The following is a 21,661-nucleotide window of genomic DNA, read 5'->3' as shown; positions in this document are numbered from 1 at the left end:
CAATAAGAAACGTTTGATAGACATTGGTTTCTAACCGATACACCCCACGCAAACGGGAGAACGGGGTGTGCAGCGCAAGCCCCTTGAAACCGGCACAGCCCGCCCCACCTACGGGACAACAAGGCCAGATGCCACTGCGAAGAGGAGTGCCGCCATGCAAATGATCTACAACAGCCCCAACTACTGCGTCGTCGAATTTGCGCCGCAGGCCGGCCACCATCTGATGAATGCCGGCGGATACGAAATCGTCGACAAGAACGCCCAGCGCGAGATCTTCATCGACGGCGAGCTTGCCGAGCGATTCCGCGCGCACGTGAAACAGCTGATCGAGGATGAACCGTCGCTCGACGAAGTGGACGAATTCCTCGGACAGTTCGACAGCTTGATGATGATGCCCGTCGTCCTGCACTGACGACCCGCGGCCCGGCGCATCGCCGGGCCATTCGCCGCACTGAAGCGGCGCCGCGAGCACTCCGATCCAAGCCCCCGTCCGGTTCGCCGGGCGGGGGTTTTCGTTTGATGCGGCCGGTGCGCGACCCGCATACGGGTACGCACGTTCATTGCGCGCAGACCACACGCACGCAGGCATCGGGCCCGCACCGTTGCCTGCACCACGACCGTGCGCGCCACCCGCATGCCGCGCCGGCCGGCTGCGCGCCGCGCGAGGCCGGGCGGCGCCCCGGCGCACCGGCTACAATGACGGTTTTCCCGTCTTCGCCGGTCTCTCGCCCATGTCTGCGACTCCTCTCGCCGCTTCCACCCCGCTCGACGCGCCCTACACGCGTGGCGCCGCACTGCCCGCGCTGCTGAAATCGCGCATCCTGATCCTCGACGGCGCGATGGGCACGATGATCCAGCGCTACAAGCTCGACGAGGCCGCGTATCGCGGCGAGCGCTTCAAGGATTTCCCGCGCGACATCAAGGGCAACAACGAACTGCTGTCGCTCACGCAGCCGCAGATCATCAGCGAGATCCACGACCAGTACTTCGCCGCCGGCGCGGACATCGTCGAAACCAACACCTTCGGCGCGACGACGGTCGCTCAGGCCGACTACGGGATGGAAGACCTCGTCGTCGAGATGAACGTCGAATCGGCGCGGCTCGCGCGCGAATCGGCGGCCCGCTACGCGACGCCCGACAAACCGCGCTTCGTCGCGGGCGCGATCGGGCCGACGCCGAAGACGGCGAGCATCTCGCCGGACGTCAACGACCCGGGCGCGCGCAACGTCACGTTCGACGAGCTGCGCGACGCGTATTACCAGCAGGCGAAGGCGTTGCTCGACGGCGGCGTCGACCTGTTCCTCGTCGAGACGATCTTCGACACGCTGAACGCGAAGGCCGCCCTCTTCGCGCTCGACGAACTGTTCGAAGACACCGGCGAGCGCCTGCCGATCATGATCTCGGGCACCGTGACCGACGCATCGGGCCGCATCCTGTCGGGCCAGACGGTCGAGGCGTTCTGGAATTCGCTGCGCCACGCGAAGCCGCTCACGTTCGGCCTGAACTGCGCGCTCGGCGCGGCGCTGATGCGCCCGTACATCGCCGAGCTCGCGAAGCTGTGCGACACCTACGTGTCGTGCTACCCGAACGCGGGCCTGCCGAACCCGATGAGCGACACCGGCTTCGACGAGACGCCGGACGTCACGTCGGGCCTCCTGAAGGAATTCGCGCAGGCCGGGCTCGTGAATCTCGCGGGCGGCTGCTGCGGCACGACCCCCGAACACATCGCCGAAATCGCGAAGGCGCTTGCCGACGTGAAGCCGCGCCGCTGGCCGAACCAGTACAGCGACAACGCCTGACCCGACCGCCCCACGTCCTTCATCAAAAGAATTCGCACCGCCATGACCGATCACATGATGCGCCTTGCCGGCCTCGAGCCGTTCAACGTCACGTCCGGAACGCTCTTCATCAACGTCGGTGAACGCACCAACGTCACCGGCTCGAAGGCATTCGCGCGGATGATCCTCAACGGCCAGTTCGACGAGGCGCTCGCGGTCGCGCGCCAGCAGGTCGAGAACGGCGCGCAGGTGATCGACATCAACATGGACGAGGCGATGCTCGATTCGAAGGCGGCGATGGTGCGCTTCCTGAACCTGATCGCGTCCGAGCCGGACATTGCGCGCGTGCCGATCATGATCGACTCGTCGAAGTGGGAAGTCATCGAAGCCGGCCTCAAGTGCGTGCAGGGCAAGGCGATCGTGAACTCGATCTCGCTGAAGGAAGGCGAGGACGCGTTCCGCCGCCACGCGAACCTGATCCGCCGCTACGGCGCAGCCGCGGTCGTGATGGCGTTCGACGAAACCGGCCAGGCCGACACGTACGCACGCAAGACCGAGATCTGCAAGCGCTCGTACGACTTCCTCGTGAACGAAGTCGGCTTCCCGCCGGAAGACATCATCTTCGATCCGAACATCTTCGCGGTCGCGACCGGCATCGAGGAGCACAACAACTACGCGGTCGACTTCATCGAGGCGACCCGCTGGATCAAGCAGAACCTGCCGTACGCGAAGGTGAGCGGCGGCGTGTCGAACGTGTCGTTCTCGTTCCGCGGCAACGACCCGGTGCGCGAGGCGATCCACACCGTGTTCCTGTATCACGCGATCCAGGCGGGCATGGACATGGGTATCGTGAACGCAGGCCAGCTCGGCGTGTACGCCGATCTCGACCCGGAGCTGCGCGAGCGCGTCGAGGACGTGATCCTGAACCGCCGCGACGATTCGACCGACCGCCTGCTCGAGATCGCCGACAAGTTCAAGGCGGGCGGCGCGAAGAAGGAAGAGAACCTCGAGTGGCGCAACCAGCCGGTCGAGAAGCGGCTCTCGCATGCGCTCGTGCACGGCATCACGAACTTCATCGTCGAGGATACCGAGGAAGTCCGCGCGAAGATCGCCGCGGCCGGCGGCCGTCCGATCAACGTGATCGAAGGCCCGCTGATGGACGGGATGAACATCGTCGGCGACCTGTTCGGCCAGGGCAAGATGTTCCTGCCGCAGGTCGTGAAATCGGCGCGCGTGATGAAGCAGGCCGTCGCGCACCTGATCCCGTTCATCGAGGAAGAAAAGCGGCTGCTCGCGGAAGCGGGCGGCGACGTGCGCGCGAAAGGCAAGATCGTCATCGCGACCGTGAAGGGCGACGTGCACGACATCGGCAAGAACATCGTGTCGGTCGTGCTCCAGTGCAACAACTTCGAAGTGGTCAACATGGGCGTGATGGTCCCGTGCAACGAGATCCTCGCGAAGGCGAAGGTCGAGGGCGCGGACATCATCGGGCTGTCGGGCCTCATCACGCCGAGCCTCGAGGAAATGGCGTACGTCGCGTCCGAGATGCAGCGCGACGACTATTTCCGCGTGAAGAAGATCCCGCTGCTGATCGGCGGCGCGACGACCTCGCGCGTGCACACGGCCGTGAAGATCGCGCCGCACTACGAAGGCCCGGTCGTCTACGTGCCGGACGCGTCGCGCTCGGTGTCGGTCGCGTCGAACCTGCTGTCGGACGAAGGCGCGGCGAAGTACCTCGACGAACTGAAGTCCGATTACGACCGGATCCGCGACCAGCACGCGAACCGCAAGGCGCAGCCGATGGTCACGCTCGAGCAGGCGCGCGCGAACAAGACGAAGATCGACTGGGCGGGCTACCAGCCCGTGAAGCCGAAGTTCATCGGCCGCCGCGTGTTCAGGAATTACGACCTGAACGAACTCGCGAACTACATCGACTGGGGCCCGTTCTTCCAGACCTGGGATCTCGCGGGCCCGTACCCGGCGATCCTGAACGACGAGATCGTCGGCGAATCGGCGCGGCGCGTGTTCTCCGACGCGAAGTCGATGCTTGCGCGCCTGATCCAGGGCCGCTGGCTGACCGCGAACGGCGTGATCTCGCTGCTGCCGGCGAACACGGTCAACGACGACGACATCGAGATCTACACCGACGAATCGCGCTCGGAAGTGCTGATGACGTGGCGCAACCTGCGCCAGCAGAGCGTGCGTCCGGTGGTCGACGGCGTGATGCGCCCGAACCGCTCGCTCGCCGACTTCATCGCGCCGAAGGAATCGGGCGTCGCCGACTACATCGGCATGTTCGCGGTGACGGCCGGCCTCGGCGTCGACGTGAAGGAAAAGCAGTTCGAAGCCGACCACGACGACTACAGCGCGATCATGCTGAAGGCGCTCGCCGACCGCTTCGCGGAAGCGTTCGCCGAAGCGATGCACGCGCGCGTGCGCCGCGAGCTGTGGGGCTACGCGAGCGGCGAGACGCTCGACAACGACGCGCTGATCGCCGAAAAGTACGCGGGCATCCGCCCGGCGCCCGGCTACCCGGCCTGCCCCGACCACCTCGTGAAACGCGACATGTTCGCCGCGCTGCACGCGGACGAAATCGGGATGAGCGTGACCGATTCGCTGGCGATGCTGCCGGCGGCGAGCGTGTCGGGCTTCTACCTCGCGCATCCGGACAGCCGCTACTTCTCGGTCGGCAAAATCGGGCAGGATCAGCTCGACGACTACGCGCAACGGATGCAGCTGTCGCTCGACGACGCGCGCCGCGCGCTCGCGCCGCAGCTTTAACCGCATCGACCGCGGCGCCATCCGCGGCTTCCATCGCCACGCGCCCCGATCAAGGGGCGCGTCGCACAACGACATGATTCATCAGGACACCTAATCTCGATAACCGGAAGCGAAGTCGCGATAACGCCAAGCCTCGGGGCTCGCGCGCGTGGGCGGCACGGCACCCTTCTCCCAAAATCGTTCCCGCATGCCGACCTTCGAAATCCGGATCACCGAAACGCCAGCTGACAGCGCGAGTTCGTTCCCGCCGACGATCTACCGCGGCGAGCGCTGGGATCTGAGCCATTTGCGCCCGCTGACGTTCATCTGCGATCTGGAAACCGGATTCGACGTGACGGTCCTGGTGCTGTTCTCGTGCCACTGCTTTACGCGCAGCTTCAAATGGGACCAGCGTGATCGCGACGCGATCCCGGATGACGAAATCTACGACGACGGCCGCGAGACACGTGTGCTGTGCGCCGACCGGTATCACGCGTCGCGACGACTGTTGCGCGACGTGATCGTCGGGCTGCCGGCACGCCGGATCGTCGTCGCGGACGAACGGCAACCCAATTTCGTCACGGTGGAAACGGTGTTGTCGGACGGCACGCAGCGCGTGTACGCGGTGTTTTTCGAGGTGTCGAAGGATCGGGCGAGAAAGCGCAGGCTTGTCCTGCGGGTCCAATCCGCCTATCTGCTGGAGGGCGACCTGACGAAACGCCAGCGGGACGCCCGGAAGGTGGCGTTGCGCACCTTGCTGCGCGCGAGCCTGGAAGGCCGGAAGATTCGTGCGTAGAAAAACCAACGGCCGCCTTTCGGCAGCCGTCGCATGCGGGATTCTCTTTTCGTCCATCGACGAAATACCCACTCCAGGTGGGACCCGGTTGCCCGGGCGGCACTATGTTTTCGCACCCGCTTTCACATAATCTTGCGTTGAATTATAAGGAATTTCCCTTGCCGGTCAAGGCGAGCGGCCAGCCGCCCGGCCCGGATTTCATCAGACAAAAGAAAAGCCTGCATCGAGCAGGCTCGTGGTTGCCTTGCCGACCTCGCGATCCGCGTCGGCCGGACTACGGAGTTCAGAAGCCCCAATGCACGTCGGCCTGACCGGCCTTCGCTTCGCGCAGCATCGTCAGGAACGGTGCGACGCGCTGCGCCAGGCTCGGCGGCACTTCGTGGTGCGCGTGGTCGTCTTCGTCCTCGTGGAAATGGCCGGCGTGCTCGGCACGCTCCTGCTTCGCCTGCGCGACCGCGCCTTCCAGCTTCGCGATCGCGTGGTCCAGTTCGTCGTGCGTAATGACACCGCGTTCGCCCAATTGCTTGCCGACGAGGCCCAGCACGTATACGGCGAAATCCTTCAGCACGTCGAGATCCTGTGCCGCCTTGCTCTTGAACGTAATCATGACTATTCCCTTTTCATCTTGTTGTGCCTGCGCGGCGCGGTTGGGGGACGCCGGCAGGCCGGCGTCCGGCCTCGCGGACGCGGGGCGCCTGAGCGGCATATTAGCACCTGTTAAAATTCTGCGATCCCTGAAACGCGCGCTTAAAAAGCGCGCCGGCCGGCCGGCGTTTCCGGCCGCCACCAACGAAGCCTTCTACCAGCATGCTGCCAGCTCACAAACAGACCCTCGAAGCCCTGCTCGCGGATAGCGTCACGCAGGTCGCACACGCGCTGAAAGGCGCCGACGCAGCGTTCGTCGCCCCGGCCATCACGCTCGAGCGCCCGAAGGTCGCCGCGCACGGCGACGTCGCGTGCAACGTCGCGATGCAGCTCGCCAAGCCGCTCGGCACGAACCCGCGCCAGCTCGCCGAGCAGATCGTCGCCGCGCTGACGGCCCAGCCGACCGCGCAAGGGCTCGTCGACGCGGCCGAAATCGCCGGCCCCGGCTTCATCAACCTGCGCCTGACGGCCGCCGCGAAGCAGGCGGTGATCGCCGCCGTGTTCGACCAGGGCCGCGCGTTCGGCACGTCGGATCGCGAAAAGGGCAAGCAGGTGCTGCTCGAATTCGTGTCGGCCAACCCGACCGGCCCGCTGCACGTCGGCCACGGCCGCCAGGCGGCACTCGGCGACGTGCTCGCGAACGTGATCGCGAGCCAGGGCTACGCGGTGCACCGCGAGTTCTACTACAACGACGCCGGCGTGCAGATCGGCAACCTCGCGATCTCGACGCAGGCGCGCGCGCGCGGCCTGAAGCCGGGCGACGCGGGCTGGCCGGAAGCCGCGTACAACGGCGAATACATCGCCGACATCGCACGCGACTACCTGAACCGCGAGACGGTTGCCGCGAAGGACGGCGAGCCGGTCACCGGCGCGGGCGACATCGACGATCTCGACGCGATCCGCAAGTTCGCGGTCGCGTACCTGCGTCACGAGCAGGACATGGACCTGCAGGCGTTCGGCGTGAAATTCGACCAGTACTACCTCGAGTCGTCGCTGTACAGCGAAGGCCGGGTCGAGAAGACGGTCGACGCGCTGATCAAGGCCGGCATGACCTACGAGCAGGACGGCGCGCTGTGGCTGCGCACGACCGACGAGGGCGACGACAAGGATCGCGTGATGCGCAAGACCGACGGCACGTATACGTACTTCGTGCCGGACGTCGCGTACCACGTGACGAAGTGGGAGCGCGGCTTCTCGAAGGTGATCAACATCCAGGGTTCGGACCACCACGGCACGATCGCGCGCGTGCGCGCGGGCTTGCAGGGCCTGCACATCGGTATCCCGAAGGGCTATCCCGACTACGTGCTGCACAAGATGGTCACCGTGATGCGCGACGGCCAGGAAGTGAAGCTGTCGAAGCGCGCGGGCAGCTACGTGACGGTGCGCGACCTGATCGAATGGTCGGGCGGCGCGACGCCGGGCCAGGAAGCAGCCCCCGACCTGATCGACGAGGCGACCATCACGCGCGGCCGCGACGCGGTCCGTTTCTTCCTGATCTCCCGCAAGGCCGACACCGAATTCGTGTTCGACATCGACCTCGCGCTGAAACAGAACGACGAGAACCCGGTCTATTACGTCCAGTACGCGCATGCGCGGATCTGCTCGGTGCTCAACGAACTGAAGTCCCGCTACAACGTCGACGCGGCGCAGTTGCCGGGTGCCGACCTGTCGCAGCTCACGAGCCCGCAGGCCGTGTCGCTGATGCAGAAGCTCGCCGAGTATCCGGACATGCTCACGCACGCGGCGAACGAACTGGCGCCGCACGCGGTCGCGTTCTATCTGCGCGATCTCGCTGGTGAATTCCACTCGTTCTACAATGCGGAGCGCGTGCTGGTCGACGACGAAGCGCCGCGCAACGCGCGCGCCGCGCTCCTCGCCGCGACCCGGCAAGTGCTCGAGAACGGCCTGGCGGTGCTCGGCGTGTCCGCGCCCGCCAAGATGTAAGGCGGCCCGGACCGGGCAGCGAATGGCTGCGGCAGGCGCGCCTGCGACGGGAGCACCCGCCGCCGGATGCCCGTCGCAGCCTTTTCACGATTCTTTTTGCAGGTGACTCAAGCAATGGCACAACCACGCCGAACTTCGAAGCAATCGAAACAAGCCGGAGGGACATTTCTTGGAATCGTGCTGGGCCTGATCGTCGGCCTCGCGATCGCGGTGGTGGTGGCGCTCTACATCACGCGGTCGCCGTCGCCGTTCGTGTCGAAGGTCGCGCCGCCGCCGGCCGACAACGCCGCGAGCCAGCCGCAGCAGTTCGACCCGAACCGCGCGCTGCAAGGCAAGACGCCCGGCCAGCCGGTGCCGCAGGCCGCGCAATCCGCGCCGCCCAACACCGCGCCGGGCCAGGCCGCGAACCAGACCCAGGGCGGCCTGCTGCCCGAACCGCAGATCGTCGAAGTGCCGCCGTCGGGCAACACGAACGGCTCCGGCAACACCAGCGGCTCGAGCAACACCACCGCATCGAACAACGCGTCGTCGGGCAACGGCGTCGCCGTCGCGCCGAAGCCGGCCGACAACCCGCCGCCGCCGAAGAAGACGCAACAGGCGCAGCAACAGCAGCAACAGCAGCAGCAAGGCGGCGAGGACGACCTCGCGCGCTTCGCCGCGCAGAAGCAGGCGCAGCAGGCTGCCGCGCAGAAACAGCAGCAACAGCAACTGGCCGCGAACACGCCGAAGCCGGCGCCGTCCGCGACGTCCGCCGCGGCAGCGAAGCCGCCGACCGCAAGCGACGCGAACACCGGCTACTTCCTGCAGGTCGGTGCGTACAAGACGGAAGGCGACGCCGAGCAGCAGCGCGCGCGGCTGGGCTTCCAGGGCTTCGAGTCGAAGGTGTCGAAGCGCGATGTCAGCGGCGTGACCTATTTCCGCGTGCGCGTCGGCCCGTTCTCGAAATTCGAGGATATGAACTCGGCCCGCCAGCGCCTGTCCGATGCAGGTGTCGACACGGCGGTGATCCGTTTCACGAAGCAGTAAGCAACCGGCCGCGCCCACGCAGAACCCGTTACGTTTCGTAACCCGAGCAACTGATTCGACGTCCACAACATGAAAAAACTGCTTAGCACGCTCCTTCTGTCCCTCGGCCTGGCCGCAGCCGGCTTCGCCCAGGCTTCGCCCGCGGCACCGGTGTCCGGCAAGGACTTCGAGGTGATGAAGTCGCCGCAGCCGGTGTCCGCGCCGGCCGGCAAGGTCGAAGTCATCGAGTTCTTCTGGTACGGCTGCCCGCACTGCTACGAATTCGAGCCGACCGTCGAGGCCTGGGTGAAGAAGCAGGGCAACAACATCGACTTCAAGCGCGTGCCGGTCGCCTTCCGCGACGATTTCCTCCCGCACTCGAAGCTGTTCTACGCGGTGTCGGCGCTCGGCATTTCGGAGAAGGTCACGCCGGCGATCTTCAACGCGATCCACAAGCAGAAGAACTACCTGCTGACGCCGCAGGCACAGGCCGACTTCCTGGCGACGCAGGGCGTCGACAAGAAGCAGTTCATGGACGCGTACAACTCGTTCAGCGTGCAGGGCCAGGTGAAGCAGTCGGCCGAGCTGCTGAAGAACTACGCGATCGACGGCGTGCCGACGATCGTGGTCCAGGGCAAGTACAAGACGGGCCCGGCTTACACGAACAGCATCCCGGGTACCGCGCAGGTGCTCGACTACCTCGTGAAGCAGGTTCAGGACAAGAAGCTCTGATCCCCGCCCGCGCGCCGGCATGACTACTCCGCTGAAGGTCTTCATCACCGGCGCGTCGAGCGGGCTCGGCCTCGCGATGGCCGAGGAATACGCCCGCCAGGGCGCCACGCTCGCCCTCGTCGCGCGCCGCACCGATGCCCTCGATGCGTTCGCGCGACGCTTTCCCAAGCTGTCCGTCTCCGTCTATTCCGCCGACGTGCGCGACGCCGACGCGCTCGCGACGGCCGCCGCGTCGTTCATCGCCGCGCACGGCTGCCCCGACGTCGTGATCGCGAACGCGGGCATCAGCCAGGGCGCCGTCACGGGCCAGGGCGATCTCGCCACGTTCCGCAACGTGATGGACATCAACTACTACGGGATGGTCGCGACGTTCGAGCCGTTCGTCGGCCCGATGACGGCCGCGCGCCACGGCACGCTGGTCGGCGTCGCGAGCGTCGCCGGCGTGCGCGGCCTGCCCGGGTCCGGCGCGTACAGCGCGTCCAAATCGGCCGCGATCAAGTATCTCGAGGCGCTGCGCGTCGAACTGCGCCCGGCCGGTGTCGGCGTCGTGACGATCGCGCCCGGCTACATCCGCACGCCGATGACCGCGCACAACCCGTACCGGATGCCGTTCCTGATGGACGCCGACCGCTTCGCGGCCCGCGCCGCGCGCGCGATCGCGCGGCAGCACGCGTTCCGCGTGATTCCGTGGCAGATGGGCGTCGTCGCGAAGGTGCTGCACGTGCTGCCGCGCTGGCTCTACGACCGCCTGTTCGAGAAGGCACCACGCAAGCCGAAGGCCGGCGCGCATTGAGTGCGGCGCCAACGTCGCACGCACCGCTCCTCCTTCCACACGACTCGCCGCAGCCGGCGCGGCGATTCTGCCGATTCTGGTGATTCGGTGATTCGGTGATTCGGTGATTCGGTGATTCGGCGATTCGGCGATTCGGCGATTCGGCGATTCGGCGATTCGGTGATCCAGCCGATTCGCGTCGATCGGCACCGATCCTCGCCGATCCGCTTTGGCCTGCGCTCTCCCCGCCCCCCATCTCGGCCGCCGGTCGTTCGCCGTCGCGCCTGTCTCATCCCCCCGCCGCTGCGCCGCCCCAGCACGCATTCCGTCGCGAACGCAGCCGTTTCTCGCTCAATTCGCTGCGTTCCGGCGCCTTTTTTCACGCACCGCGCGCTTTGACGGTATGCTATCCGCCAGCCGCGCCGGCCCCGCCTGTTACCGGGCCACGCCCGCATTCCGACACCCAGCAAAAATCACAAGCAACGTGGGAGAACCTATGCACGTCAAGCTGTTCGCCGCGGCCGCCGTCGCCGCCGCCCTCGCCGCCCCCGGCCTCGCCGCCGCCAAGCCGCTCACCGTCTGCACGGAATCGAGCCCGGACGGCTTCGACGTCGTGCAGTACAACTCGCTCGTCACGACCAACGCATCGGCCGACGTGATCTTCAACACGCTCGTGTCGTACGACGAAGCCGCGAAGAAGGTCGTGCCCGCGCTCGCCGAAAAATGGGAAGCGAGCGCCGACGGCCTCACGTACACGTTCCATCTGCGCCCGAACGTCGCGTTCCAGACCACCGACTACTTCAAGCCGGGCCGCCCGCTGAACGCGGACGACGTCGTGTTCACGTTCTCGCGGATGCTCGACGATGCGAACCCGTGGCACAAGGTGGCCGGCGCGAGCGGCTTCCCACACGCGCAGTCGATGGGCCTCGTGAAACTCGTGAAGTCAGTCACGAAGGTCGACGACAACACGGTGAAGTTCGTGCTGAACGAGCCGAACGCGACGTTCGTGCCGATCCTGACGATGGGCTTCGCGTCGATCTACTCGGCCGAATACGCGGACCAGCTGCTGAAGGCCGGCAAGCAGGCCGACCTGAACGCGAAGCCGATCGGCACCGGCCCGTTCGTGCTGAAGAGCTACACGAAGGACGCGCTGATCCGCTACGACGTGAACCCGGCCTACTGGGGCGCGAAGCCGAAGGTCGACCGGCTGATCTACGCGATCACGCCCGACCCGTCGGTGCGCATGCAGAAGGTGAAGGCCGGCGAATGCCAGATCGCGCTGTCGCCGAAACCGCAGGACGTGCTCGCCGCGAAGGGCGAAGGCGCGCTGAAGGTCGTGCAGACGCCCGCGTTCATGACCGCGTTCGTCGCGCTGAACACGCAGAAGAAGCCGCTCGACAACGACAAGGTGCGCGAGGCGCTGAACCTCGCGTTCGATCGCGCGACCTACCTGAAGGTGGTGTTCGACAACACGGCGACGGCCGCGAACAACCCGTATCCGCCGAACACGTGGAGCTACGCGAAGGACGTCGCGCCGTATGCGTACGATCCCGCGAAGGCGAAGCAGCTGCTCGCGTCGGCCGGTTTCCCGAACGGCTTCTCGACGACGATCTGGACGCGCCCGACCGGCAGCGTGCTGAACCCGAACCCGAAGGCCGGCGCGGAACTGCTGCAGGCCGACCTCGCGAAGATCGGCGTGAAGGCCGAGGTGAAGGTGATCGAGTGGGGCGAGCTGATCAAGCAGGCGAAGCTCGGCCAGCATGACATGCTGTTCATGGGCTGGGCCGGCGACAACGGCGATCCGGACAACTACCTGTCGCCGCTGTTCAGCTGCAACGCGGTGAAGTCGGGCATCAACTTCGCGCGCTTCTGCGACGCGCAGCTCGACAAGCTGATCGCCGACGGCAAGTCGACCGCCGACCAGGGCAAGCGCGCGAAGCTGTACGAATCGGCGCAGAAGATCATCCATGACGAGGCGCTGTGGATTCCGCTCGGCTACCCGACCGCGGCCGCGCTCACGCGTGCGAACGTGAGCGGCTATCACGTCAGCCCGTTCGGCCGGCAGAACTTCGCGGCAGTCGCCGTGCAGTAACCGCGCGTGGCGCGCAAGCGACGGCGCCCCGGCCCGTCGCTTGCGGCCCGCGCGCCGCGCTTGCTACACTGCGCGCTCATTCCTCATACCGGACGCCAGCCGAAGTGAACAACTAAGCCTTCCCAAAAATGTTTTCGCCGCCGTGCCTCGCACGCCGCGCGCGAAGGGTTTCACGCATTTTCGGAGGTGCTTATGGCTGCTGCCACGCCGACCGGCGCGCTCGTCGCGCTTCATCACGTTTCCTTCCGCTTCGACGACGGCGTCACGCTGTTCGATTCGCTCGACCTGACCATCGACCGCACGCCGACGGGCATCGTCGGCCGCAACGGCGCCGGCAAGAGCCTGCTCGCGCAACTGATCGCCGGCAAGCGCACGCCGAGCGCGGGCGCGATCGACCGGCAGACGTCGGTCGCCTACGTCGCGCAGCAGCACGACGACGCACCGGCCGGCACGCAGACCGTCGCGGCCATCGCCGCGCTCGATGCGCCGCTCGCGGCCCTCGCGCGCCTCGCGGACGGCCGCGCGAGCGCACACGACTTCGACCTGATCGGCGATCGCTGGGACCTCGCCGAGCGGCTGCGCGCGGCGCTCGACGCAGCCGGCCTGCACGACGTGCGCGCCGATACACCGGCACATGCGTTGAGCGGCGGCGAGATGGCGCGCGTCGCGCTGATCGGCGCGTTGCTGTCGGAGGCCGGGCTGCTGGTGCTCGACGAACCGACCAACCACCTCGACGCGCCAGGCCGCGCGTGGCTGCTCACGGCGCTCGACGGCTGGCGCGGCGGCGTCGTGATCGTCAGCCATGACCGCGCGCTGCTCGCGCACGTGCAGCGCATCGTCGAGCTGACGCCGCACGGCGTGCGTACTTACGGCGGCAACTACGCGCTGTATCGCGCGCAACGCGACGCGGAACAGGATGCCGCGCAGGCCGCGCTCGAGCATGCGCGCACCGAGCGCGGGCGCGCCAGGCGCCGGCTCGAACAGGAACACGACACGATCCAGCGCCACGCGGCCGGCTCGCTGCGCGATGCGAAGACGGCCAACCTGTCGTCGGGCGCGAAGCAGCGGCGCAAGGGCGCCGCGCGCAACATCATGGGGCAGGTGCGCCGCGACCAGAGCGCGTTCAAGGCGACGCTCGACGAACGCGTGCAGGACGCAGCCGCGCGCGTCGAAGCCGACGCGCCGGTGCTCGTGTCGCTGCCGGGCACCGAGGTCAGCGCGCGCCGCCAGCTGTTCACGCTCGAGCGCGCCCGACTGCCGTGGCGCACCGCCGGGCGCGCGGCCGCGATCACGTGGTCGGCCAGCGGCCCGGTGCGCATCGCGCTGACGGGCCCGAACGGCTGCGGAAAATCGACGCTGCTGCGCATGCTCGCCGGCGAACTCGCGCCGCGCTCGGGCGCCTGCGCGACGCACGTGAGCGCCGCGTATCTCGACCAGCGGCTCGCGCTGCTCGATCCCGAGCGCTCGATCGTCGAACAGCTGGGCAGCCTCGCTACGCCGCTCGCCGAAGGCGACCTGCGCAGCCGGCTAGCGCTGTTGCAGCTCGATGCCGCGCGCGCGACGCAGCCGGTGCAGCGCCTGAGCGGCGGCGAACGGTTGAAAGCCGCGCTTGCGTGCGCATTGTGGCGCGGCACGCCCGCGCAGCTGCTGCTGCTCGACGAGCCGACCAATCACCTCGATCTCGAATCGGTACGCGCGATCGAAGCCGCGCTGGCGGGCTTCCCCGGTGCGCTGGTGGTCGCGTCGCACGACGCCGCGTTTCTCGCGGCGCTCGCGCCGACGCACACGATGCAATGGCAGCGCGACGGGTGGCGTTACGAACCCGTCGCGTGATTGACGCTCACGGTCGTTCGTCGTTTCGCGTGATGTCCGATTCGACGAACCGCTGCCTGACGAGCCGCTCCGATTCGAGCAGGCCTTTGCCGATCGGGACGACGGATTTCGCGTTGTTGGAACGGCACGGACCGAGTTGAACGCTGAAAACGAGGGAACGTCGGGCCGGCAGCGCTCAGGCCCGCGCGAAGCGAATCACGCCGTCGTCGCCCTGCTCGCGCACGAGCTCGCCCGCGAGCCACAGCAGGTTCAGGTGCGCGAGCGCCTCGCCGAGCGCGAACGTCATCTGATGGATGTCGAGCTCGCGGCGGCGGAACATGATCGGCACGATGTCGGCGGCGCTCGCCGGCTTCTCCGCGCAGGCGACGCGCACTTCGTCGAGCCGCGCGTCGTGGTGCGCGCGCAGTTGCGCGATGCGGGTGCGCACGCCGCGGAACGGCTTGCCGTGCGACGGCAGCACGAGCGTGTCGGGCGCCATCGTCTCGTAGCGGCCGAGCGATTCGAGGTACAGCGCGAGCGGGTTCGCTTCCGGTTCGAGATCGAACACGGACACGTTGGTCGAGATGCGCGGCAGCACCATGTCGCCGGAGATCAGCACGCCGTCCGCTTCGCTGTAGAGCGCACAATGTTCAGGCGAATGGCCGTAGCCGGTGACGACGCGCCACGTGCGCGCGCCGATCGTCACCGGGTCGCCTTCGCGCAGGCGCCGGTAGCGCGGCGGCACGGCCGGCACGAGGTCCGAGTAATAGCTGCGACGGTTGCGCAGCTTGTCGAGCGCGGCCGGATCGGTCAGCCCGTGACGCGCGAAGTGATCGGCGGCGGCCGCGCCGCCGGCATTCGAGCCGTTGCCGGCCGCCATCAGGCAGCCGAACATGTATTCGCCGAGCGTCATCCACAGCCGCACGTTCCAGCGGCGCCGGTCGCCGCCTTCGCAGATCCAGTTCGCGAGGCCGAAGTGATCGGGATGGCAATGCGTGACGAGCACGCGCAGCACCGGCAGCCCGTCGAGATGCGTGTCGAAGATCTGTTCCCATTGCGTACGGATCGCATCCGACGAGATACCGCAGTCGACGATCGTCCAGCCGGCCTGTCCGTCGATCTCGTCGCGCAGCAGCCAGAGATTGATGTGATCGAGCGAAAACGGCAGCGGCATGCGCAGCCAGCGCACGCCGGGCGCGACCTCGAACGTGTCGCCCGCGGCGGGCAGCGTGTCGGCGAAGGGATAGTCGAGTTGGTGTTCCAGTGCGTTCATCGGTGGGGTGTCTCGTCGTTATCGGTGCGAATGCGAATGCGGGCGCGGGCGCGAATGCAAGTGCAGGTGCGCGCGGCATGCCGCGGCAGGCATCGCGTCGATTCTATCGCCGTCGCGCGAAACGCGTGCCGGCGCGCGCCGGACGGCCAAAAAAAGTTCGTGTCAGAATCCGTTCCGTACCCGTATCTTTACGCGAAGATGCATCGAACGGCGTGCAACGGCGAGCAACCTGCCCACTCACAGCGCTTCGGCGCCGGACCCCGAAAGTCATTGAAACGCCGACTTGGGCGCTAAAATGGCGAGTGCTTACAGCCCCTCTTCAACGAGCCTGCACGCGATGAATCACTTCCCCAAACTGCTGTCGTCGCAAATCGGCTTCGACGTCGCGCAGACGATGCTCGAATACTTCGACCGCCACTACCGGATCTTCCGGGAAGCCGCCGTCGAGGCGAAGACGCTATTCGAGCGCGCCGACTGGCACGGCCTGCAGCGGCTCGCGCGCGAGCGGATCACGTCGTACGACGATCGCGTGCAGGAGTGCGTCGAGCTGCTGGAGGACGAATACGACGCGGAGAACATCGACGACGAGGTGTGGCAGCAGATCAAGCTGCACTACATCGGTCTGCTTACGTCGCACCGCCAGCCCGAGTGCGCGGAAACGTTCTTCAATTCGGTGTGCTGCAAGATCCTGCACCGCTCGTATTTCAGCAACGATTTCATCTTCGTGCGGCCCGCGATCTCGACCGAATACCTCGAGAACGACGAGCCGGCCGCAAAGCCGACCTATCGCGCGTACTACCCGGGCACCGACGGGCTCGCGGCCACGCTCGAGCGCATCGTCACGAACTTCCAGCTCGAGCCGCCGTTCGAGGATCTCACGCGCGACATCGGCTGCGTGATGCAGGCGATCAGCGACGAATTCGGCCAGTTCGACGCCGCGCCGAATTTCCAGATCCACGTGCTGTCGTCGCTGTTCTTCCGCAACAAGAGCGCGTACATCGTCGGCCGCATCATCAACGCCGATCGCGTGCTGCCGTTCGCGGTGCCGATCCGCCACGTGCGCCCGGGCCTGCTCGCGCTCGACACCGTGCTGCTGCGCCGCGACCTGCTGCAGATCATCTTCAGCTTCTCGCACTCGTATTTCCTCGTCGACATGGGCGTGCCGTCCGCGTACGTGGATTTTCTCTGCACGATCATGCCGGGCAAGCCGAAGGCCGAGATCTACACGTCGGTCGGCCTGCAGAAGCAGGGCAAGAACCTGTTCTACCGCGACCTGCTGCACCATCTGTCGCATTCGAGCGACCGCTTCATCATCGCGCCCGGGATCAAGGGCCTCGTGATGCTCGTGTTCACGCTGCCGTCGTTCCCGTACGTGTTCAAGATCATCAAGGATCAGTTCCCGCCGCCGAAGGAAACGACGCGCGCGCAGATCATGGAGAAGTACCAGCTCGTGAAGCGCCACGACCGTCTCGGGCGGATGGCCGATACGCTCGAGTATTCGAGCGTCGCGCTGCCGCTGTCGCGGCTCGACCATGCGCTCGTGCGCGAGCTGGAAAAGGAAGTGCCGTCGCTGCTCGAATACGAGGACGACAACCTCGTGATCAAGCACCTGTACATCGAGCGCCGCATGACGCCGCTCAACCTGTACCTGCAGAACGGCACCGACGCGGACGTCGAGCACGGCGTGAAGGAGTACGGCAACGCGGTGAAGGAGTTGATGAAGGCCAACATCTTCCCCGGCGACATGCTTTACAAGAACTTCGGCGTCACGCGCCACGGCCGCGTCGTGTTCTACGACTACGACGAGATCGAGTACCTGACCGACTGCAACGTGCGGCGCGTGCCGCCGCCGCGCAACGAGGAAGACGAGCTGTCCGGCGAACCGTGGTATACCGTCGGCCCGCACGACATCTTTCCGGAAACCTACGGACCGTTCCTGCTCGGCGACCCGCGCGTGCGGACGGTCTTCATGAAGCATCACGCGGACTTTTTCGAACCCGCGCTGTGGCAGGCCAGCAAGGACAAGCTGCTGCAGGGCGAGTTGCCCGATTTTTACCCGTACGACGTGTCGCTGCGCTTCAGCGTGCGCTACCCCGAGCGCTTCGACGCGACGCCGGACGCCGGCGACGTCGCAAGCGACGCACAGCGCGCCGCCTGACGCACCGTCCGATCGAACCAAACCCGTTATCGACCTGACTTCCGCCAACGGAATCCACACCGATGAATACCCAAGACAATCCGCTTTCACACCTGTTCGACAACAACGACGCCTGGGTCAAGCGCCAGCTCGCCGACGATCCCGATTTCTTCGCGCGTCTCGCCGACCAGCAGGCGCCGGAATATCTGTGGATCGGCTGCTCGGATTCGCGCGTGCCCGCGAACCAGATCATCGGCCTGCCGCCGGGCGAAGTGTTCGTGCACCGTAACATCGCGAACGTCGTCGTGCACAGCGACCTGAACTGCCTGTCGGTGATCCAGTTCGCGGTCGACATCCTGCGCGTGAAGCACATCATGGTCGTCGGCCACTACGGCTGCTCGGGCGTGAACGCGGCGCTGCACAACCGCCGCGTCGGCCTCGCGGACAACTGGCTGCATCACGTGCAGGACGTGCGCGAACGCCACGCCGCACTGCTCGACGAATGGCCGGTCGGCGAAGCGCGCTATCGCCGCCTGATCGAGCTGAACTCGATCGAGCAGGTCGTCAACGTATGCCGCACGACGATCGTCAACGACGCATGGGCGCGCGGCCAGTCGCTCACCGTGCACGGGCTCGTGTACGGCGTGCACGACGGGCGGATGCGCAACCTCGGGATGGCCGTGTCGAGCTTCGACGCGCTGGATGCAACCTACAAGCGCTGCGTCGCGGCGCTGACCGCGCGCGGCCAGCACGCGCCCGACAACGACATGGTCGCGGCGGACGCCGCGCGGCTCGACGACGTCGCGCAGGCGGTCGCCGACACGCTGAAGCCGTGCGACGACGCGAAGTAACCGACTCGAAGTAGCCGACGCGCGCGGCCACGCGGGCGCGGCACGCCAGCGCCCCGCCGCGCGCCATCCGGCTGAAGGCGCATCATGATGGCGGGGCCGCGCCCCCTGCATCCCGTCGCCCGACGGGTGCGCCGTGCGCACACGCCCGCCGGCGCAACGGCGGTCATGCGGCCGCGACGGCCGTCGAACTGATCTGACACCGACACTGCCGCGACGGCGGTGCAATGCAAAGGAGCGGCGAACATGAAAACCGTACTGATCGTCGGCGCATCGCGCGGCCTCGGACGCGAATTCGTCCGGCAATACCGGCGCGACGGCTGGAACGTGATCGCGACCGCGCGCGACGACGCATCGCTCGCCGCGCTGCGCGAACGCGGCGCGCACGCGCATGCGCTCGACATCGCGCAGCCCGAACAGATTGCGGCGCTCGGCTGGAAGCTCGACGGCGAACGGCTCGACGCGGCGGTGCTCGTGTCGGGCGTGTACGGCCCGCGCACCGAAGGGGTCGAAACGATCGGCGCCGAGGATTTCGACACGGTGATGCATACGAACGTGCGCGGGCCGATGCAACTGCTGCCGATCCTGCTGCCGCTCGTCGAGGACGCACGCGGCGTGCTGGCCGTGGTTTCGAGCCGGATGGGCAGCATCGCCGAGGCGACCGGCACGACCGGCTGGCTGTACCGCGCGAGCAAGGCCGCGCTGAACGACGTGCTGCGCATCGCATCGCTGCAGACGCGCCACGCCGCGTGCATCTCGCTCCATCCCGGCTGGGTGCGCACCGACATGGGCGGCGCGCAGGCCGCGATCGATCCGGAGACCAGCGTGACCGGCATGCGCCGCGTGATCGCGGAAGCCGGCGCGGACGTGTCGCAGGCCAACGGCCGTTTCTTCCAGTACGACGGCGTCGAGCTCAGCTGGTGAGCCGGCATGACAACCCGGCGTCGTTAATTCCCGAATCGCATGATTTTGAACCGACCTGACGCGTGCCCGTGCGGCGGCGCGTCCCCCGTCCCTGCCGGCAAAGCCCCGGCGCCACGCTATGCGGCCTGTTGCGGCCGCTTCATCGACGGCGGCGAAGCCGCGCCGACCGCGCTCGAATTGATGCGTTCGCGGTACAGCGCGTACGTGCTCGGCGCGACCGACTACCTGCGCGCGACCTGGGACGCGCGCACCTGCCCGGCCGATCTCGATGCGGACCCGAATGCGCCCGACGCGCCTCGCTGGCTCGGCCTCGCCGTCAAACGCCATGCCCGGCTCGACGAACAGCACGCGGAGGTCGAATTCGTGGCCCGCTACAAGGTCGGCGGGCGTGCGTACCGGCTCCACGAGACGAGTCGTTTCACCCGCGACGAGCACGGTATCTGGCGCTATGTCGACGGCGAAGTAAGTGAACGCTGACAAATAGTTGCCATGTCAGACGCCGGGTAATTCCCGCATTGCACAACCTGAATTTGTCGGGCTAGGATGGCCGTCAGATTGGTCATGTTGCATGGCAGGGCTTACGAATGGCGTTCAGCAAGGTATTGGTGGGATGGATGGCGGCGTGCGCGCTGTCGGCCGCTCAGGCCGGTACGGCGCCGAACGCCCCTGCGGGCGCGGCCACGGCCAGCGGCTCGCTCGCCCACGCCGAGCGCTTCGATTACGGCGATTCGGGCCTCCCGCAGGTCGCCGCGAACCTCAACGAACAAATCGTCAGCATTCCGGCCGATGCTTCGGGCGCCGTGATGCTCGAGGCCACGCTGTTCAAGCCGAACGGCCCCGGCCCGTTCCCGCTCGTCGTCTTCAACCACGGCAAGAACACCGGCGATCTTCACCAGCAGCCGCGCAGCCGGCCGCTCGCGTTCGCGCGTGAATTCGTGCGCCGCGGCTATGCGGTCATCGCGCCGAACCGCCAGGGCTTCGCCGGTTCGGGCGGCGCGTACCAGCAGGAAGGCTGCAACGTCGGCAAGAACGGCCTCGTGCAGGCCGCCGACGTCGACGCGACGGTCCGCTACATGTCGCGTCAGTCGTACATCGATGCGTCGCGCATCGTCGTCGCGGGCACGTCGCACGGCGGCCTCGTGTCGGTCGCATACGGCACCGAGGCGGCGCCCGGCGTGCGCGGCATCATCAACTTCTCCGGCGGGCTGCGCCAGGACCTCTGCGACGGCTGGCAGCGCAATCTCGTCGACGCGTTCGACCAGTACGGCGCGCATACGGCCGTGCGGTCGCTGTGGCTGTACGGCGACAACGATTCGGTGTGGACGCCCGCGCTCGTCGCGCAGATGCACGACGCCTACGTGTCGCACGGCACGCAGGCGCAGTTCATCGATTTCGGCCGCTACAAGGACGATGCGCACCGGCTGATCGTCGATCGCGACGGCGTGCCCGTGTGGTGGCCGGCCGTGCATGCGTTCCTCGCGGAACTGAACCTGCCGACGTCGGTGCGCTATGCGGTCGCGAACCCGCACGAGCCGAATGCGACCGGCTATGCGTCGATCGATGCTGTCGAGGCGGTGCCGTTCCTCGACGCAGCCGGCCGCGAAGGCTATCGCCGTTTCCTGAGCCAGCATCCGAGCCGTGCGTTCGCGGTGTCGGCTGAAGGCGCGTGGTCGTGGGCCGAAGGCGGCGACGATCCGATGGCGCTCGCGCTCGACAACTGCTCGAAGCAGGGCGCGGGCGCATGCAAGCTGTATGCGGTCAACGACCGCGTCGTGTGGAACGCGAACGCGACGCAGACGGCCGACAACGGCGACGCCGACGCGCGCGCATTGGCTTCGCGCTGACGCGCGTCGGGATCGCGTTCTCTCCGCGTCCCTTTTCCCCCTTCCGTTTCGTGAGCGCGCGGTCCGCAATGGCGTTCACACGCCCGTTCTCGCGCTCTTGTGAGTCAGCGGGCGAGCACCCCGCCCGTAATCCTTTTCCCGCCTCTTCCGAACGCCGGCGGCGCCTGATTCGACGCGCCAGTCGCCAGTCGCCAATCGCCGGTCGCCGGTCACCCGCGCGCATTGCGTCACACTCCGCGCCCCTTTTCCCTTCCCGCCCCGATTTTTCACCCCTCCCGCGCCCGCCTGCCCGACGATTT

17 protein-coding genes are annotated in these 21,661 nt (G+C 67.0%); 15 read left to right on the top strand and 2 right to left on the bottom strand.

Annotation, left to right across the window (positions count from 1 at the left end):
• The first annotated feature begins 154 nt into the window (after nt 1-154).
• The 4 genes from U4012_RS18605 to U4012_RS18590 all read left to right on the top strand — a co-directional run bounded on the left by U4012_RS18605 (nt 155) and on the right by U4012_RS18590 (nt 5,334).
• Complete coding sequence (locus U4012_RS18605) at nt 155-412, top strand: DUF3567 domain-containing protein (protein ID WP_006477667.1); 258 nt, start codon at nt 155-157, stop codon at nt 410-412.
• A 319-nt stretch (nt 413-731) separates the two neighbouring features.
• Nucleotides 732-1,799: a homocysteine S-methyltransferase family protein gene (locus U4012_RS18600; RefSeq protein WP_321800646.1), complete on the top strand. Its 1,068-nt coding sequence runs from the start codon at nt 732-734 to the stop codon at nt 1,797-1,799.
• Nucleotides 1,800-1,829: 30 nt separating this feature from the next.
• Nucleotides 1,830-4,559 carry a methionine synthase gene (gene metH / locus U4012_RS18595; RefSeq protein ID WP_415750387.1) on the top strand — a complete coding sequence of 910 codons (2,730 nt, stop codon included), beginning with the start codon at nt 1,830-1,832 and terminating at the stop codon, nt 4,557-4,559.
• A 148-nt stretch (nt 4,560-4,707) separates the two neighbouring features.
• Entirely contained in the window at nt 4,708-5,334 is a 627-nt protein-coding gene (locus U4012_RS18590; protein ID WP_321800644.1) for a hypothetical protein, read from the top strand.
• A 283-nt stretch (nt 5,335-5,617) separates the two neighbouring features.
• Here the strand turns inward: U4012_RS18590 and U4012_RS18585 are convergent, their stop codons facing one another.
• Entirely contained in the window at nt 5,618-5,941 is a 324-nt protein-coding gene (locus U4012_RS18585; RefSeq protein WP_044846191.1) for a DUF1840 domain-containing protein, read from the bottom strand.
• Nucleotides 5,942-6,141: 200 nt separating this feature from the next.
• On the opposite strand from U4012_RS18585, the gene argS reads away from it, so the two are divergent.
• The 6 genes from argS to U4012_RS18555 all read left to right on the top strand — a co-directional run bounded on the left by argS (nt 6,142) and on the right by U4012_RS18555 (nt 14,357).
• Nucleotides 6,142-7,923, top strand: a complete 1,782-nt coding sequence (gene argS, locus U4012_RS18580) for an arginine--tRNA ligase (protein WP_321800641.1) — start codon at nt 6,142-6,144, stop codon at nt 7,921-7,923.
• Nucleotides 7,924-8,037: 114 nt separating this feature from the next.
• Entirely contained in the window at nt 8,038-8,949 is a 912-nt protein-coding gene (locus U4012_RS18575; protein WP_044846189.1) for an SPOR domain-containing protein, read from the top strand.
• A gap of 69 nt (nt 8,950-9,018) precedes the next feature.
• Entirely contained in the window at nt 9,019-9,660 is a 642-nt protein-coding gene (locus U4012_RS18570; protein WP_044846188.1) for a thiol:disulfide interchange protein DsbA/DsbL, read from the top strand.
• Between the two features lie 19 nt (nt 9,661-9,679).
• Complete coding sequence (locus U4012_RS18565) at nt 9,680-10,453, top strand: SDR family oxidoreductase (protein WP_044846187.1); 774 nt, start codon at nt 9,680-9,682, stop codon at nt 10,451-10,453.
• A gap of 475 nt (nt 10,454-10,928) precedes the next feature.
• Nucleotides 10,929-12,524 (top strand): ABC transporter substrate-binding protein, encoded by a 1,596-nt coding sequence (locus tag U4012_RS18560; RefSeq protein ID WP_321800636.1) that lies wholly within the window; start codon nt 10,929-10,931, stop codon nt 12,522-12,524.
• A 192-nt stretch (nt 12,525-12,716) separates the two neighbouring features.
• Complete coding sequence (locus U4012_RS18555; RefSeq protein WP_321800634.1) at nt 12,717-14,357, top strand: ABC-F family ATP-binding cassette domain-containing protein; 1,641 nt, start codon at nt 12,717-12,719, stop codon at nt 14,355-14,357.
• 175 nt (nt 14,358-14,532) lie between these two features.
• On the opposite strand, the gene U4012_RS18550 is transcribed toward U4012_RS18555, so the two are convergent.
• The gene (locus U4012_RS18550) at nt 14,533-15,609 is read right to left on the bottom strand and encodes an MBL fold metallo-hydrolase (RefSeq protein WP_321800632.1); all 1,077 of its coding nucleotides are present in this window, start codon (nt 15,607-15,609) and stop codon (nt 14,533-14,535) included.
• 337 nt (nt 15,610-15,946) lie between these two features.
• Here U4012_RS18550 and aceK point away from each other — a divergent pair, with 337 nt between their 5' ends.
• From aceK to U4012_RS18525, 5 genes are all read left to right on the top strand, one after another.
• Nucleotides 15,947-17,767, top strand: coding sequence for a bifunctional isocitrate dehydrogenase kinase/phosphatase (gene aceK / locus U4012_RS18545; RefSeq protein WP_321800630.1), 1,821 nt, complete (start codon nt 15,947-15,949; stop codon nt 17,765-17,767).
• A 62-nt stretch (nt 17,768-17,829) separates the two neighbouring features.
• Entirely contained in the window at nt 17,830-18,597 is a 768-nt protein-coding gene (can, locus tag U4012_RS18540) for a carbonate dehydratase (RefSeq protein WP_321800628.1), read from the top strand.
• 243 nt (nt 18,598-18,840) lie between these two features.
• Entirely contained in the window at nt 18,841-19,518 is a 678-nt protein-coding gene (locus tag U4012_RS18535) for an SDR family oxidoreductase (protein WP_044846181.1), read from the top strand.
• Between the two features lie 39 nt (nt 19,519-19,557).
• Nucleotides 19,558-19,995 (top strand): YchJ family protein, encoded by a 438-nt coding sequence (locus U4012_RS18530; RefSeq protein ID WP_321800626.1) that lies wholly within the window; start codon nt 19,558-19,560, stop codon nt 19,993-19,995.
• Nucleotides 19,996-20,102: 107 nt separating this feature from the next.
• Nucleotides 20,103-21,362 (top strand): dienelactone hydrolase family protein, encoded by a 1,260-nt coding sequence (locus tag U4012_RS18525; protein ID WP_044846179.1) that lies wholly within the window; start codon nt 20,103-20,105, stop codon nt 21,360-21,362.
• Nucleotides 21,363-21,661 lie beyond the last annotated feature (299 nt).

The organism is Burkholderia sp. BCC1988, assembly GCF_905339895.1.
Classification (GTDB): Bacteria; Pseudomonadota; Gammaproteobacteria; order Burkholderiales; family Burkholderiaceae; genus Burkholderia.
This window is presented reverse-complemented; position numbering and strand designations above follow the sequence as displayed.

Coding starts and splice junctions, on each gene's coding strand:
- U4012_RS18605 (WP_006477667.1), top strand. CDS start 155: ATGCAAATGATCTACAACAGCCCCAACTACTGCGTCGTCGAATTTGCG.
- U4012_RS18600 (WP_321800646.1), top strand. CDS start 732: ATGTCTGCGACTCCTCTCGCCGCTTCCACCCCGCTCGACGCGCCCTAC.
- U4012_RS18585 (WP_044846191.1), bottom strand. CDS start 5,941: ATGATTACGTTCAAGAGCAAGGCGGCACAGGATCTCGACGTGCTGAAG.
- argS (WP_321800641.1), top strand. CDS start 6,142: ATGCTGCCAGCTCACAAACAGACCCTCGAAGCCCTGCTCGCGGATAGC.
- U4012_RS18575 (WP_044846189.1), top strand. CDS start 8,038: ATGGCACAACCACGCCGAACTTCGAAGCAATCGAAACAAGCCGGAGGG.
- U4012_RS18570 (WP_044846188.1), top strand. CDS start 9,019: ATGAAAAAACTGCTTAGCACGCTCCTTCTGTCCCTCGGCCTGGCCGCA.
- U4012_RS18565 (WP_044846187.1), top strand. CDS start 9,680: ATGACTACTCCGCTGAAGGTCTTCATCACCGGCGCGTCGAGCGGGCTC.
- U4012_RS18560 (WP_321800636.1), top strand. CDS start 10,929: ATGCACGTCAAGCTGTTCGCCGCGGCCGCCGTCGCCGCCGCCCTCGCC.
- U4012_RS18555 (WP_321800634.1), top strand. CDS start 12,717: ATGGCTGCTGCCACGCCGACCGGCGCGCTCGTCGCGCTTCATCACGTT.
- U4012_RS18550 (WP_321800632.1), bottom strand. CDS start 15,609: ATGAACGCACTGGAACACCAACTCGACTATCCCTTCGCCGACACGCTG.
- aceK (WP_321800630.1), top strand. CDS start 15,947: ATGAATCACTTCCCCAAACTGCTGTCGTCGCAAATCGGCTTCGACGTC.
- can (WP_321800628.1), top strand. CDS start 17,830: ATGAATACCCAAGACAATCCGCTTTCACACCTGTTCGACAACAACGAC.
- U4012_RS18535 (WP_044846181.1), top strand. CDS start 18,841: ATGAAAACCGTACTGATCGTCGGCGCATCGCGCGGCCTCGGACGCGAA.
- U4012_RS18530 (WP_321800626.1), top strand. CDS start 19,558: ATGATTTTGAACCGACCTGACGCGTGCCCGTGCGGCGGCGCGTCCCCC.
- U4012_RS18525 (WP_044846179.1), top strand. CDS start 20,103: ATGGCGTTCAGCAAGGTATTGGTGGGATGGATGGCGGCGTGCGCGCTG.